Genomic DNA, 14,477 nt, shown 5'->3' with positions numbered 1-14,477 from the left:
GGCCGCCTGGCGATGATGCCGGCGTGACCGCCGCGATGCTCCGCCCACTGGCCCTGGCCCTGCTGATCTCGTCCACCCTGCTCGGCCCCGGGCAGGCCCAAGCGGCGCCCGTGCCACGGCCGGTGACCGTGGGGGAGCGGGACACGGACGCCTACCTGGACGCCGTCCGGCACGAACCGCGCCTGCTCGGGGACTTCTTCCGCCGGCTGCCCAAAGGGGCGGACCTGCACCACCACCTCTCCGGCGCGGCCACCACGGAGTATCTGATCGAGCTGGCCGCCGAGGACGGGCTGTGCATCGAGACCGCGACGACGACCGCCCTCGCCCCGCCCTGCGGCACCGGCACCCGGCCCGCCGCCGACGCGCGTACAGACCGTGCCTTCCACGAGGCGATCCTGCGCGCCTGGTCCATGCACGGCTTCCCGCCGGACGGCAACGGGCACGACCACTTCTTCGCCACCTTCGGCAAGTTCGCGGCGGTGAGCGAGCCGCACCGCGGCAAGCTGCTCGCCGAGGTCGCGGACGACGTGGCGGCGCAGAACCAGTTCTACCTGGAGACCATGGTCACGCCGGCCGCCCCCGCTGCCGAGCGGCTCGCCGACGAGGTCGGCTGGGACAGCGACCTCGCCCGGCTGCACGGCAGGCTGACCGCCGGGGGCGGGCTGGACAGGCTGGTGGCCGAGGCCCGTGAGGAGGCGGACGCCGCCGACGCCGAGTTCCGCGCGGCCGCCCGCTGCGGCACCGGTCGTCCGAGGCCGGCCTGCGCGCTGCCCGTCCGCTGGATCTCCCATGTGCTGCGGGAGAGTTCACCGGAGCGGGTCTTCACCCGCATCGCCCTCGGCATGCGCCTGGCCGAACGGGACCCCCGCTTCGTCGCGGTCACCCTCGTGCAGCCCGAGGACGGGGAGGTCGCCCTGCGCGACTACCGCCTGCACATGCGCATGCTGGAGCACCTGCGCGGTGTCTACCCCCGCGCGCGCCTCACCCTGCACGCGGGCGAGCTGTGGCCGGGGCCGGCCAAGCCGGAGGACCTGGCGTTCCACATCCGGCAGGCCGTGCGGGTGGCCGGCGCCGAGCGCGTGGGCCACGGGGTCGGCCTGGTCCACGAGCACGACTGGCGGCGCACCGTCCGCACCATGGCCGCCCGCGAGATCGCCGTCGAGGTGCCCTTCACCAGCAACGCCCAGATCCTCGGCGTACGCGGCGACGAGCATCCGTTCGGCGTATACCGCCGTCACGGGGTGCCCGTGGTGCTTGCCACCGACGACCCCGGTGTCAGCCGCACCGACATCAGCGCCGAGTACCGGTACGCCGCCGAGACCTACGATCTGTCGTACCCGGAGCTGAAGGATCTGGCGCGCGCCTCCCTGGAGTACGCCTTCCTGCCGGGCGGCAGCCTGTGGCGCGGCAGTCCGGCACGCGACGGCTACCGGCTCACGGCCGCCTGCCGGGGGGAACGGCCCGGGGATCCGGCCGCCGGCCCGGACTGCCGCCGCTTGCTGGACACCAGCGTGAAGGCCGCGGTCCAGTGGCGGCAGGAGGCCGCATTCCGGCAGTTCGAGCAGGCCTTCGGCGGCACCCCGGGCATGGGCTCGCGGGACCGGTTCCGGCCTCTCACCGTCCCCGTCGTGCCAGGGCCCGGCGCAGCGCCAGGCGCACCTCGCCGGGCAGGGGCGGGCCGTCGCTCTCCGCGCCGGAGATGATGGCCGCGGCGACCGTGTGGAGCTTGGTGTTGGACAGCTGGGAGGCCTCGCGGAGGATGTGCCAGGCCTCGTCGGAGGTGCACGAGTGGGTGGCCATCAGGATGCCGCGGGCCTGGTCGATCACCGGGCGGGAGGCGATGGCACGGCGCAGGTGCTCGATCTCCTCGCGCAGTTCGTGCAGCTGTTCCGCGCGCTCCAGGGAGACGGGGGAGGGCAGCGGGGCGGGTGAGGGCAGAACCGGGGGGTTGCGGTCCGCGGGGCGCAGGGGGTCGGAGGTGTCCAAACCGATCAGCTCCAGGATGCGGCGCGGCTGGCCGTGCCAGTTGGTGGCGGAGACCGGGACCAGATGCCGGCGCCCGTAGTCGCGCAGGGTGTCCAGGAACTGCCGTCCCGCCGTGTCCATGAAAATCACGCCGGTCATGTCCAGCTCCACCCGGGCGGTGCCGGCGGGCAGTTCGTCCAGCGCCTCGGCCAGGACGTCCACGCACCCGTGCACGAGCTCGCCCCGCACGCGGAGCACGGCCCGGCCGGTACCGGCCGCGCGCCGGTCGATGGTGAGTGGACGCGACCGCTCCACCAGAGAGGGTGGTGCCACTGGGGTCATGTCACCGCCTTCGTGGTCCCCGTCAAGCCGTGAACGCCCGCCGACGTCCTGGTACGACGTCACGTCCGGCCACGGCTCTTCGCGTTTCCCGATGTTGTGTGGAGCCCCCCGCCGCCCCGATTCTGAACGTGCGCCTTCCCGGCCCCCGGCGCCCTACACCCCCCGATCGCGCGGGTTCGTGGATTGACCGGATTGCTTCGGGGTACGAGCGACGATGTCCAGGAGTAGGGGGAGCCGGTTGTGACCATCCGTTACCGCGTGCCGCACGCATCCGGTGGCGGCGCGGCACGGCTGACCGTCGCACCGCTGGCCGAGCCGTTCGGCGTCCGCGCGGTGGGGGAAGTGGGACTGACCACGCGAGGGATCTGGGAACGCGCACTGGAACAAGTGGTGCGGGACGGCGGCGACGTGTGTCATCTGGAGCTGTCCGCCGTGACGTTCGTGGACGTCGCGGGCGCCGACGTGCTCGTGGACGCCGTGCGCCGGCTTCCCGTCGGCAAGCGGATCGTGTTGCACCGGCCGCCGCCCGCCTTGTGCCGGACACTGGAAATGTTCTGGCCCGATCTGCCGGCGATCGAGGTGACGACGTCATGAGTGCCCCAGCCGAGTCCTCCGGCTCCGCCGGGCCCCACGGCGCGCGCGAGCCGCGTGACTGCGCCGGCCCGTCCGCCCGGTCCGGGCACTTCGCGCATCCCGCGCTGTTCTACGCGGGCCGGCAGGAGTACCTCGACGGCGTCCTGCCTTTCGTCCGTGACGGGCTCGCCGCCGGGGAACCGGTGGCGGTGGCCGTGCCCCGCGGGAACCTGGAACTGATCCGGGACGGGCTCGGCGACATCGCCGGCGCGGTGCGGCTGCTGGACATGCGCGAGGCCGGCCGCAACCCCGGCCGGATCATCCCCGGAGTGCTCCGCGCGTTCGCCGACGCCCAGCCGGCCGGCCGCCGGGTGCGGATCGTCGGTGAGCCGGTCTGGGCCGGGCGCACGCCCACCGAGTATCCGGCCTGCGCCCAGCACGAGGCCCTGATCAACGCGGCGTTCACGGGCCGCCGGCTGACCGTCCTGTGCCCGTACGACGTCACCGCCCTGGACGACGAGGTGCTCGCCGACGCCCGGGCCACCCACCCCACGGTCATCACCTCGGGCCAGGAGAGCAGCAGTCCGGCGTACGACTGGGAAGGCGTCGTGCGCCGCTGGAACGAGCCCCTGCCCGTCGTACCGGACGCGCGCACCTTCGCCTTCACCGCGGACACGCTGCCGGTGGCCCGGCACACCGCCACCGGGGAGGCGGCGCGGTTCGGGCTGGCCGGTACGCGGCTGGACGACCTGGCGCTGGTCACGGCCGAGCTGACCACCAACAGCGTGGTGCACGGTGGCGGTTCGGGCGTGCTGCGGGTGTGGGCCGAGGACGGGCACGTGGTGTGCGAGGTGCGCGACGAGGGACGGCTGACGGACCCGCTGGCGGGGCGCCGCCCGGCCTCCCGTGACCAGCGAGGGGGCCGCGGACTGCTGCTGGTGAACATGGTCGCCGATCTCGTACGGCTGCACGCCGACGAGGCGGGGACCACGATCCGCTGCTGGTTCGCCCGCTGACGGCGGCTACCCCGGCGGCTGCTGGAGGGTGAGGATCGTGGTGCGCACCTCCTCGATGATCGCGTGGAGCTCGTCGACGGCACGGCCGAGCCGGTCGTGGACCGCGCCCGGCTCCGCACGGCGTTGCGCGGTCTCCAGCATCAGCGCGGCGGCGAACAGCCGTTGCACGACCAGGTCGTGCAGGTCCCGGGCGATCCGGTCGCGGTCCTCGTAGACGGCGAGGCGGGCGCGGCTGTGCCGGGCGTCGGCCAGGACCAGGGCGAGCGCGGCCTGGGAGGCGAACTTCCCGGCCAGCCGGCGTTCCAGGGGTGTGTACGCAGGGCCGCCGCGCCGGCGGGGCAGGGCGAGGGTGCCGATCAGCCGACCACCCGACTGCAACGGCAGCAGCATGCTGGGGCCGAACCGGTGCCGTACCGGTGTGGTCATGCGCGGATCGGTCGCCGAGTCGTCGACGAACACCGGCTCGCCGCTCAGGAGCTGCTCCAGGACGGGGCTGCCGGGGGCGATGGTCGTGCCGACGAGGTCGCCGGGCTCCTCGGGCGCGGCGGCGGCGATCTCCATGCCGCCCGCCTCGGTGGGCAGCAGGATGATGCCCGCGGCGGCGCCGGCGAGGATCCTGGCCTGGTCGGCGACCGTCGTCAGGGCGTCGCCCGCGCGCTCGCCGCTGAGCAGCGCGGTGGTGACGGCCGCCGCGCCCTCGATCCAGCGTCCCCGCTGCCGCGCGGCCTCGTACAGCCGGGCGTTGCCGAGGGCGATGCCGGCCTGGGTGGTGAGGACGTGCAGCAGCTGTTCGTCCTCGGCGGTGAACGGTCCGCCGCCGTGTTTGCCGGCGAGCTGGAGACGGCCGAACTCCTCGTCGCCGACGAAGATCGGCACGTCGAGGGTGGGGGCGCCCGGCGGTGGGGCGGGCGTGCCCGCCCGGCGGATCTCGTCCAGGCCGTCGCGGCGGGGATCACGTGGACGGAGAGCGGCGTAGCGGGCGCCGGTCAGTTCGGCCGCGCCGTCGACCACGCGCCGGAGGGTGGCGCGCAGACCGAGGTCGGCGCCGACCCCGAGGACGGCTCCGAGGAGGAGCGCGGGCAGGCGCGGGACGTCAGGCATGGGGGTCCCGGTGGGCGCAGGGGACGGCTCAGCTGCCCAGCGGGTCCAGTTCCAGCGGTTCGATCCGGCCCTCCAGCATGGTGCCGAGGCCCTGGACCGCGCACACGTCGGGCCGCTCGGCGATGTGCACCGGCATGCCGGTGGCCTGCCGCAGCATCTGGTCGAAGCCGGGGAGCAGGGCGCTGCCGCCGACCATCATGATCCCCCGGTCGGCGAGGTCGGCGACCAGGTCCGGCGGGCAGTCCCGCAGCACCTTGCCGATGCCGTCGAGGACGCCGGTCAGCGGCGTCTGGATGGCGTCGCGCACGGCGGCGGTGTCGATCCGCACGCTGCGGGCGAGGCCGGTGGCGACGTCGCGTCCGTGGATCTCCGTGGAGGCCGGTCCCTGCGGGGTGAGTCCGTTGCCGGAGAGGGCGATCTGCAGGGGACGTACCGACTGGCTGGGCAGCACCAGTTCGTGCTCGTGCCGCAGGTGCTGCACGATCGCGTGGTCCACGGCCTCACCGCCGACCGGAATCCGCACGGCGGTCACGATCGAGCCGAGCGAGAGCACCGCGACCTGCGTGGCGGCCGCCCCGCACACCAGGACCATGGTCGCCTCGGGCTGCTCGACCGGCAGCCCGCAGCCGACGGCGGCGGCGATGAGCGTGTCGACGAGTTCGACGCGCCGGGCGCCGAGGCCGACGAGGGTCTCGATGGTCGCGCGCTGGGCGAGCGGATCGGCGTCGTGCGGGGTGCAGGCGGCGGCCCGCAGCCGGGGCTTGCGGCGCAGATGCCGGCGCATCTTGTCGCCGAGCAGATGACGCAGCATCCGCTGGGCCATCTCGATGTCGACCACCGTGCCGCCGGACACCGGGCGCACGACCCGGATGTAGTCCGGGGTGCGTCCGGTCATCTGCTCGGCGAGCTCGCCGACCGCGATCAGCGCCCCGGTACGGGTGTTCACGGCGGCCACCGACGGCTGGTCGACGACGAGGCCCGCGCCCTTGACGTAGACCCGCGTTCGCGCCGCCCCCAGGTCGACGGCGAAATGGCAGCGCCGCAGCTGCTCCAGAGTGGCGGTCATGGCGGATCCTCCCGAGCGTACGAACCGAGGTGCCGCCGGGCGGCGGGCCTCTTCTGCATCGTGCGGGGGGCCGGGACGCGGGCGCCTTCTGGAGGGGGCCGGGCGGGGTGCGCCCGTACGGGTGGTTGTCCGGTGCGGCGGGCCCGGCAAGCTTGACGCGGACCCTCGTGACGGTGATCGGAACCCCGCCGGAGGCGGGGTTCCCGTCGCTCGCGCACCGTGAGTATCGCCACGGCGCACCCGCCCCAGTCGCTCTCAGGGGCGACGATCACCTGTTCCAGGGAACAACCGCTCGCTTGTCCGGGCCAGTCCCAGTTCCGCCAAGTCCTGGGGGCGGATGCGGAGTTGACCGGCCGTGGACTGCACCTCCTCCGGCGGTCGCTTGAGGATCGCGGTGGCCAGTTCCGGTGCTATGACGGAGAAGTAGCTGTCGGGGGTGGCCCAGGTGTTGTCCGGGGCGGCCAGCGCGAGCGCGCCGCCGGAGCCGCCCTCGCCGATCACCAGCGTCGTAACCGGGGTGCGGGCCGCCGCCACCGCGCCGAACACATCGGCGATCGCCGCCCCCGCGCCCTGCCGTTCCGCCTCCGCGTCGCTGGCGGCGCCCGGGGTGTCCACCAGGGTCAGCACCGGGATGCCGAGCCGGTCCGCCAGGCGGATCAGCCGGGCCGCGGTGCGGTAGCCGGCGGGGCGGGTCGCCGTCCCGGTCTGGGCGGCGTACGCCACCGTGCGGCCCGCGTGGGCACCGAAGCCGCACAGCATCCCGTCGTCGGTGCCGCCGCACCGGTCACCGCCGATCGCCGCCCGCTCCGTGAAGTAGGCGTCCAAGTACTCCTGTGCGCGCGGGCGTTGCGGTGAGCGGGCGCGCAGGACCGCCTCCCACCCGGAAGCGGGCAGCACGGTCGCGCCCAGCGGGCGGGGCGGCGGCGCCGGTTCGGCGGAGGGGCCGGTGAGCAGCCGGAGCCACCGGCCGAGCGTCCGTCGCAGTTCCCCCGGGTGCACGACCGCGTCGGCGGCGCCCGCCGCCACCTGGGCCTCGGCCGTGTACGCCGCCGGGTCCGCGCCGGCCGGGCGGACCCGGGAGCCCGCGAAGCCGACCTGGGCGCCGGGCAGCGCGAGGACCACGTCGGCGCCCGCCCCGAGGGTGGCCCAGCCGCCGCCGGTCGTGGGGTCCCGCAACACCGCGAGCTGCGCCAGCCCGGCCTCGCGGACCAGCACCGACTGCCGTGCCACGCGCTGGAGCTGGGCGAGCGCGACCATGCCCTCCTGCATGCGGCTGCCGCCGGTGGCGATCAGCGCGACGACCGGCAGCCGGTGGTCACGGGCATGGGTGTACGCCGCCTGAAGCCGGTCGCCGGTGCGTTCGCCGAGCGAGCCGCCGAGGAAGCCGAACTCGAAGGCGATCAGGACGGCCTCGGTGCCCTCGACGCGGGCGGTGCCGCAGACCACGGACTCGTCCTCGCCGGTGCGGTCGGCGGCACGGGCGCGCGAGGCGTCGTAGCCCTGCCAGGCCAGGGGGCCGTCGGGGCCGGAACGGCGTGCGGGGTGGGGGAGTTCGGCGAATTCGTCGGTGACGAGGGCCAGGGTGGCGCGGGCGGAGAGGCGGTCAGGCATGGCTGCCCAGCGCCCGCTTCATGATCTTCCCCATGTCGTTGCGGGGGAGCGCGTCGAGGTGGTGCACGACACGCGGCCGCTTGTGCGGGGCGAGGCGGCGGGCCACGTGGTCCGCGAGCTCCTCGATGCCCGGCGGGGCCTCGGGATCGGCCGGTACGACCCAGGCGACGATCCGCTCGCCGAGGTCGGGGTCGGGCTCGCCGGTGACGGCCGCCTCCCGGACCCCGGGATGTTCCAGGAGCGCGTTCTCGATCTCACCGGCGCCGATCTTGTAACCGCCGCTCTTGATCAGGTCGGTGGCCTTGCGGCCGACGATGCGGACGTAGCCGTCGGGGTCGCGTACCGCCATGTCGCCGGTGCGGAACCAGCCGTCGGCGGTGAAGGCGGCGGCGGTGGCGTCGGGGCGGTTGAGGTACTCGGTGAACAGGTTGGGGCCGCGGACCTGGATCTCGCCCACGCTCTCGCCGTCGTACGCCGCGAGGGGCGTCCCGTCGTCCTCCACCAGCCGCAGCTCCACGCCGGGCAGCGGGACGCCGACGGTGCCGGCGCGGGCCTCGCCGTCCGCGCGGACGCTGGTGTTCATCAGCGTCTCGGTCATGCCGTACCGCTCGACGACCCGGCGGCCGGTGGCGGACGCGATCCGCTCGTGGTCGTGCACGGGCAGGGCGGCCGACCCGGAGACCAGCAGGCGCGCCCCGGCCAGCGCCTTGACCAGCCCGGGGTCGCTCGGAAGTGCCTCGGCGATGCGGTGGTACATCGTCGGGACGCCGAACAGCATGGTCGCGCCGGAGCCCAGTTCCCGGGCCACACCCTCGGGGCTGAACCGGCCGAGGTGGCGGACGGATCCACCGCGCCGGAGCGGGCCGAGGATCCCGAGGACCAGCCCGTGCACATGGAACAGCGGCAGTCCGTGCACGAGCACGTCGTCGCCGGTCCACTGCCAGGCGTCGGCGAGCGCGTCGAGGGTCGAGGCGATCGCACGGCGGGGGATGACGGCGCCCTTGGGCGGGCCGGTGGTGCCGGAGGTGTAGACGATCAGGGCGGGCGCGGCGTCGTCGGTCTCGCGGGCCGGGGCGGTGCCGGCCGCCCGGACGTCGACGTCGACGCGTGGCAGGCCGGCGAGCGGGGCGGGGAGTGGGGTGCCGGGCGCGGTCAGTACGGCGTCCGGGGCGCTGTCGGTCAGGATGTGCCCCAGTTCCTGCTCGCCGGACCTCGGGTTGAGCGGCACCGCGGCCACCGCGGCCGTCAGGGCGCCGACGGTGGCGACGGCTGTCTCCAGGGCCGGGGTCGCCCAGACCGCCACCCGGCCGGCGGTGCGGATCCGCTCGGCGACGGCGCCGGACGCGGCGGCCAGTTGCGCGTACGTCAGGGAGCGGTCGCCGAAGGTCAGCGCGGGCTGCTCGGCCGGTCCCTGGGTGAGGGCCGGGAAGAGTGGGGACACGCGGCGTACTCCTTGGTCGTCGTCGGTCGTCGGTCGTCGGTCGTCGGTCGTCGGTCGTCGTGCGGGCCGTCGTACTGCCGGGGCCCCGAGCGGGGGTCTTCCGGAGGCGGGCGCGGCCGTCACCGGCCGCACCTCCACGGGCACCGCCGCCACGACTCCTCCGTACACCATCCGCCGCCGGAAGAAACGCTCCCGGCCGGACGAGGCGGTCACGCCGTCAGGCGGGCGGCGCTCCTCCGGCGGTGCGGCCGCTCCCGTCCCCGTCGTCGTGCCGCTGGTTACGGATCAGCGGCACGAGGGACAGCGCTCCGGCCGCCGCCAGGAGGGCCGCCGCCCGCAGCACCCACTCGATCGCGGGCCCGTCGGACGCCGCCGTCGCCGCGGAACCGCTCAGCGCTTCCAGGACCGTCGCGGCCACGGTCACGGCCACCGCGCCCACCAGCACCAGCGAGGTGAGCACCAGCCCGGACGCGGCCGCGAGACGGCCGGCCGGAACGTAGGACTGCGTGGCGGTGTTGGTCAGGGCCCAGCCGAGGCCCACGCCGATGCCGACCACGGCGAAGACGGCCGTGTACAGCGGGAGCGGTCTGCTCCAGGTCAGCAGGAGCAGGCCCGCGGCGCTCAGCAGCATGCCCGCCGACATCACCGCCTCCGGCCTCCACCTCCGGGCCAGATGTCCCGACCAGTAGCTGGCTCCGCCCGCCCCGACGGACAGCGCCAGGAAGACCAGGCCCGCGTCGAGCGGCGAGAGCCCGCGCGCCTGTTGCAGGTACAGGGCGGAGAGGACGGCCACCAGGCAGTACACGACGTTGGACAGGGAGCCGGCCAGGGTGACCGTGACGAACGGTCTGTTGCGCAGCAGGGTGAGGTCCAGGAGCGGCTCCGCCGCCCTGCGCTCGACCGCGCAGAAGGCCACCAGGAGTGCGGCGCCGGCGACCAGGACCGTCACCGTGGCCGGGGACGTCCACCCCCACCGGCTGCCCTGGTCCACGGCGAGCATGACGGCGGTCAGGCCGGCGGCGACGGTGACCGCCCCGGGCAGGTCCAGCCCCCGGCCGGCCTGCTCGTCGCGGGTCTCGGCGACGAAGCGAAGCATCAGCAGGGCGAGGGCGCAGAGCGGCACGTTCAGCAGGAAGACCGCGCGCCAGCTGACGTGCTCGGCGAAGACGCCACCCACGAACGGGCCGAGCGCGGTGCCCACGGCGCTGAAAGCGAGGACGGTGCCCACCGCCCGCCCCTGCCGGTCGTCACGGAAGTAGGCGGTCACGACCGCGACCGTGACGGGGAAGACCAGCGCGGCCGAAGCGCCCTGCGCCACACGCCCGGCGACCAGCCAAGCCTCGTTCTGAGCGGCGCTGCACACCACGGACACGGCACCGAATCCGGTCAGGCCCACGACGAGGACCCGGCGGCGGCCGTGGATGTCGGCGAGCCTTCCCCCGATGATCATCAGCGCGCCGAGGGCGAGCATGTAGCCGCTGACCAGCCACTGGAGGTCGGTCGTCGGTTCGCCGAAGTCCCGGGCGATCACCGGGAGCATCAAGTTCAGGGCGAACCAGTCCATCTGCACGAGCAACATGGAGATCGACGCCGCGGCGATGACCGCGCGGTCGCGCCGGGAGAACAGCGGAGCCGTTCGCGGCCCGGTCGTGTCCTCTGCCATGAAGGTCCCCGTCCGCAGCCCTACGTCCTCAGAGTGCACCCGCCGGCCGGACGGGGCATGCGGAGGTGAACCGGCCGGCAGGTCATCCGGCGCACCGCGTGGCAGGCCGGTCAGCCGGCCGCGGGCGCCTCTGCCACGTCCGCCACCACACAACTGACGTTGTCCGGGCCGCCGGCGTCGTTCGCGGCGGCGACCAGGGCATGGACGGCCTCCTCGGGCGTGGAGTGCGCGCGGAGCAGCTCGCGTATCCGGGCGTCGGGGACCACGGCGGAGAGGCCGTCGGAGCACAGGAGGTAGCGGTCGCCCGGGTGGGCGTCGTGCAGGCGCAGGTCCGGGGTCGCCGGAGCGGTGCCCGTGAGGGAGTTGAGCAGGAGCGCCCGCTGCGGGTGGGTGACGGCCTCCTCGGGGGTGAGGCGGCCCGCGTCGATCAGGGACTGGACGAGGGTGTGGTCGTGGGTGACGCGGAACAGGCCGCCGCCGCGCAGCAGATACGCCCGGGAGTCCCCGATGTGCACAAGGGCGAGGCGCGAGCCGGTCCACAGCAGCGCCGTGAGGGTGGAGCCGGTCTCCTCCTCCGCCGAGACGTCGTGCACCGCCAGGGCGGCGTCCTGCACTGCGGCGTCCAGCAGGTTCAGGACGTTGCCCGCCAGGATCCCGTCCGCCCGCTCCAGGGTCTTCAGACTCTCCACGACGGCCGTGCTCGCCGGGCCGCCCGCCGGGCCGTAGCCGTCGGCCACGGCGAGCAGGCGGCTGCCCGCGTACGCCGTGTCCTGGTTGGCGGGGCGGACCAGGCCGCGGTCGGAGTGCGCGGCGTAGCGGAGTCGCAGGGTGGTCATGGTGAGGTCCTCTCCTGGCGGTGCGGTCAACTGGGCGATGAGGAAACCGGCGAGCTCCCGGCGCTCGGCCGTCTCCGCCTCCACCCGCGCCCAGTAGGCGCGGATCTCGCGGGCGGCGTCCGGCGGCGGCAGGGCGCACACCTCGCGGATGTGCGCGAGGGGCATGCCGAGACGGCGCAGCCAGGCCACCGTGCGGGCCCGTTCCAACTGGCCTGCCGCGTAGTAGCGGTAGCCGGTGCCGGGGTCGACCCGGGCCGGGCGCAGCAGATCCAGCTCGTCGTACAGGCGCAGGGCCTTGGGCGTGAGCCGGGACGCCTTGGCGAAGGCGCCGATCGTCAGCAGGTGATCCACCTCGGTACTCCTCCGGTTCCGTGCACCGATGCTGGGGCTTCACCGAAGGTGAAGGTCAAGCGGCCTTCTGTGGTTGCGGGGCGGTTGTTAGCCTGCGGGGCGATCGCCCGGAGGAAAGCGCGTGCGGCCAAGCCGTACGAGGAGGGAGAGTGTCGTGCCCCGGATAGCCCTCGTCACCTGCCGTCCCGGTCCCGAGGTGAGCGCCGACCGGGATCTGCCCGTGCTGGTGGCGGCGTTGACGCAGGCGGGGGCCGACGCACAGGCCGTGGAGTGGGACCGGGACGGGGTCGACTGGGGTGGGTTCGATCTCGTGGTGATCCGGTCGACCTGGGACTACAGCTGGCGGGCCGCCGAGTTCCTGGAGTGGGTGACGGCCTGCGGGAAGGTCACGCGGCTGGCCAATCCGGCGGAGGTGGTCCGGTGGAACGCCGACAAGCGGTATCTGGCGGAGCTGGCGACGGCCGGGGTGCCGGTGGTGCCGACCCGGTACGTCGCGCCGGGGGAGGCCGTCGAGCTGCCGTCCGACGGTGAGTTCGTCGTCAAGCCGGCCTCGGGGGCGGGGGCGCGGTTCGCCGCCCGGTACACGCCCGGCCGGCACGACGTCGCCGTACGGCACGTCCGGCGCATGCACGCCGAGGGCCTCACCGCGATGGTGCAGCCGTATGTCGAGGGCATCGACGTCAGCGGGGAACGGGCGCTGCAGTACTTCGGGGGACGCCTGCTGCACGCCAGCCGGAAGGGGGCCGTGCTGGCGCGCGGGACGGCGTACGACGAGCGGAAGACCGCCCATCCGGGGCTGGAGGTATGGGTGCCGACGCGGCAGGAACTGGCCGTCGCCGAACGGGCGCTGGGTGCGGTTCCCGGCGCGCCCGAGCTGCTGTACGCGCGCGTCGACCTGGTCGACGGTCAGGGCGGGCCGCGGGTGATGGAGCTCGAGCTGGTCGAGCCGAACCTGTTCCTGTCGCTGCACGCCGCCTCCGTACCGCGGGTCGTGCAGGCGGTGCTGGCGGCGGCCGGACGGTGACGCGGCGGCCCGGGGCGCGCCGGTGGCCCGGCCGGCACGCCCCGGCCGGGGTCACAGCACCCGACGGCCGCCGATCATCGTGCGCTGGAGCAGCCCCCACGTGAACTCCACCGTCACCTCGTGGCGCCGGCCCTCGGTGTCCGGGGCGGAGAAGGCGAGGCCCCAGCGGCTGGGGGCCGTGCCCTCCAGGGGGCGGGCGGGGGCGAAGGCGCGAGCCGCGTCGTCGACCGTGCAGGACCAGGGATAGAGGTCCTCGACCGTGTGCAGGTCGGCGGGTTCGGCGTCCGGGGCGCGGACCAGCCATTCGTTCCAGACCGCGCCGCCCGGGGCGAGCAGCACCTCGAAGCGCAGGTCGGGCCAGAGGACGACCGGCCACTGCCAGGCCTCGCAGTCCAGGTCACCGATGCGGCGGGAGGTCGTCCACTCGGGTGCGCCGAGGATCGCCCGGTGCCGGCTCTGGGCGGCGCGTACGCGCGGCGAGCGGAGCAGCATCTGCCAGCGCCGGTTCGCGTCCTGCATGCGTGTGACGGAGACGCCCAGTTCACGTCGGGCGTCCTCGACCAGGTCGGCGTTGTGGTCGGCCATGCGGCGCAGCAGGACCACCTGGAATTCGACGGGGGTGAAGGGGCTAGTGGGGTTGTCTGCGGAGGACGGCATGCGGACCATCGTCGCCCATTCGGCGCCTTCCCGGGCGCCGTCCGTCGGGAAGAAACAGCACGGAGTTGACGTATCGGATCCGGCGGTGTAGTGGGAGCACGCGGCGCACGAGTCCGTGCGAGGCGACGTGCGAAGTGGCTGCCTGATGGGCCTCCAGGGGGAAGTGGGCGAGGGGGATCCAGTGGTCGCCGGGGAGCACCCAGCCGTCATATCCGAGCAGTCCCAAATACGTCAGGACGGGCGAGATCGGCTGGATACGGGACTCCAGTTCGACGAACAGGGCCGGGCGCTCGCGGGTCAGGAGTGCCGTGCCGCCCCGCAGGACCGCCAGTTCGCTGCCGTCCACGTCGATCTTGACGAACCCGACGTCCCGCAGCTTCAGGTCGTCCAGCGCGACACAGCGGACGTCCACGGCGTGGGCGTGGATGTCCCGCCGGACGAGGGACGACACGCCCCGGTTCCCGGAGTCGTCGGCCGGCAGCCACAGGCGGGCCGTGCCGGGGCGGTCCGAGGCGGCGGCCTGGATCACCCGGACGTTGGGCGGGGCGGTCGCGGAGAGCAGGCGGGCCAGGTGCGGGACCGGCTCGACGGTCACCACCCGGCGGGCGAGGGCGGACAGGCGGCGGGTCCAGGGCCCGTACCAGCCGCCGATGTCCACCGCCGTGCCGCAGCCGGGCGGGCACAGCTCGGTGATCCTGCCCAGCTCCGGCTCGAACCGGGGGTAGACCGCGCGGGCGGTCGCCGCCACGAGGCGGGCCGGCAGGAAGGGGGCGAGGCGGGCGGCGAGCGTGGTCATGGGGCCATCCGTTTCCGGTTCCTTGGGGCCTGGGG

General features: G+C 74.5%; 12 protein-coding genes and 1 pseudogene. 4 read left to right on the top strand and 9 right to left on the bottom strand.

Going from position 1 to position 14,477, the window contains the following annotated elements; all coding sequences use genetic code 11:
* Positions 1 to 35: 35 nt before the first annotated feature.
* Positions 36 to 1,703, top strand: coding sequence for an adenosine deaminase (locus ACIHCM_RS03095; protein ID WP_399888722.1), 1,668 nt, complete (start codon positions 36 to 38; stop codon positions 1,701 to 1,703).
* On the opposite strand, the gene ACIHCM_RS03090 is transcribed toward ACIHCM_RS03095, so the two are convergent.
* Positions 1,615 to 2,307: an ANTAR domain-containing response regulator gene (locus ACIHCM_RS03090; protein WP_399888191.1), complete on the bottom strand. Its 693-nt coding sequence runs from the start codon at positions 2,305 to 2,307 to the stop codon at positions 1,615 to 1,617. The two genes, ACIHCM_RS03095 and ACIHCM_RS03090, sit on opposite strands and share 89 nt — an antisense overlap.
* A 240-nt stretch (positions 2,308 to 2,547) precedes the next feature.
* Between ACIHCM_RS03090 and ACIHCM_RS03085 the strand changes: the two genes are divergently transcribed.
* Both ACIHCM_RS03085 and ACIHCM_RS03080 read left to right on the top strand, forming a co-directional pair.
* Positions 2,548 to 2,901 carry an STAS domain-containing protein gene (locus ACIHCM_RS03085; protein WP_399888189.1) on the top strand — a complete coding sequence of 118 codons (354 nt, stop codon included), beginning with the start codon at positions 2,548 to 2,550 and terminating at the stop codon, positions 2,899 to 2,901.
* Entirely contained in the window at positions 2,898 to 3,896 is a 999-nt protein-coding gene (locus ACIHCM_RS03080; RefSeq protein WP_399888186.1) for an anti-sigma factor RsbA family regulatory protein, read from the top strand. Before ACIHCM_RS03085 ends, ACIHCM_RS03080 begins: the two co-directional genes overlap by 4 nt.
* 12 nt (positions 3,897 to 3,908) lie before the next feature.
* Here ACIHCM_RS03080 and ACIHCM_RS03075 read toward each other — a convergent pair.
* From ACIHCM_RS03075 to ACIHCM_RS03050, 6 genes and pseudogenes are all read right to left on the bottom strand, one after another.
* Positions 3,909 to 4,997, bottom strand: a pseudogene (locus tag ACIHCM_RS03075) (GAF domain-containing protein); the annotation flags it as partial.
* 28 nt (positions 4,998 to 5,025) lie between these two features.
* The gene (locus ACIHCM_RS03070; protein WP_399888184.1) at positions 5,026 to 6,063 is read right to left on the bottom strand and encodes a rod shape-determining protein; all 1,038 of its coding nucleotides are present in this window, start codon (positions 6,061 to 6,063) and stop codon (positions 5,026 to 5,028) included.
* Between the two features lie 255 nt (positions 6,064 to 6,318).
* Positions 6,319 to 7,674 carry a carboxyl transferase domain-containing protein gene (locus ACIHCM_RS03065; RefSeq protein WP_399888182.1) on the bottom strand — a complete coding sequence of 452 codons (1,356 nt, stop codon included), beginning with the start codon at positions 7,672 to 7,674 and terminating at the stop codon, positions 6,319 to 6,321.
* Positions 7,667 to 9,115: an acyl-CoA synthetase gene (locus ACIHCM_RS03060; RefSeq protein ID WP_399888180.1), complete on the bottom strand. Its 1,449-nt coding sequence runs from the start codon at positions 9,113 to 9,115 to the stop codon at positions 7,667 to 7,669. The genes ACIHCM_RS03065 and ACIHCM_RS03060 overlap by 8 nt, the downstream gene beginning before the upstream one ends.
* A 217-nt stretch (positions 9,116 to 9,332) precedes the next feature.
* Positions 9,333 to 10,778, bottom strand: a complete 1,446-nt coding sequence (locus tag ACIHCM_RS03055; protein WP_399888178.1) for an MFS transporter — start codon at positions 10,776 to 10,778, stop codon at positions 9,333 to 9,335.
* A 110-nt stretch (positions 10,779 to 10,888) separates the two neighbouring features.
* The gene (locus tag ACIHCM_RS03050) at positions 10,889 to 11,956 is read right to left on the bottom strand and encodes a MerR family transcriptional regulator (protein WP_399888719.1); all 1,068 of its coding nucleotides are present in this window, start codon (positions 11,954 to 11,956) and stop codon (positions 10,889 to 10,891) included.
* A 163-nt stretch (positions 11,957 to 12,119) separates the two neighbouring features.
* Between ACIHCM_RS03050 and ACIHCM_RS03045 the strand changes: the two genes are divergently transcribed.
* Complete coding sequence (locus tag ACIHCM_RS03045; protein ID WP_399888176.1) at positions 12,120 to 12,989, top strand: RimK family alpha-L-glutamate ligase; 870 nt, start codon at positions 12,120 to 12,122, stop codon at positions 12,987 to 12,989.
* 51 nt (positions 12,990 to 13,040) lie between these two features.
* On the opposite strand, the gene ACIHCM_RS03040 is transcribed toward ACIHCM_RS03045, so the two are convergent.
* Positions 13,041 to 13,655, bottom strand: a complete 615-nt coding sequence (locus ACIHCM_RS03040; protein WP_399888174.1) for a hypothetical protein — start codon at positions 13,653 to 13,655, stop codon at positions 13,041 to 13,043.
* The gene (locus tag ACIHCM_RS03035; protein WP_399888172.1) at positions 13,618 to 14,442 is read right to left on the bottom strand and encodes an FkbM family methyltransferase; all 825 of its coding nucleotides are present in this window, start codon (positions 14,440 to 14,442) and stop codon (positions 13,618 to 13,620) included. Before ACIHCM_RS03035 ends, ACIHCM_RS03040 begins: the two co-directional genes overlap by 38 nt.
* Between the last annotated feature and the right edge of the window lie 35 nt (positions 14,443 to 14,477).

It is taken from the genome of Streptomyces sp. NPDC052023, from assembly GCF_044548465.1.
GTDB lineage: Bacteria > Actinomycetota > Actinomycetes > Streptomycetales > Streptomycetaceae > Streptomyces.
The sequence above is the reverse complement of the archived record's forward strand: the minus strand, read 5'-3'. Positions and strand labels throughout refer to the sequence as shown.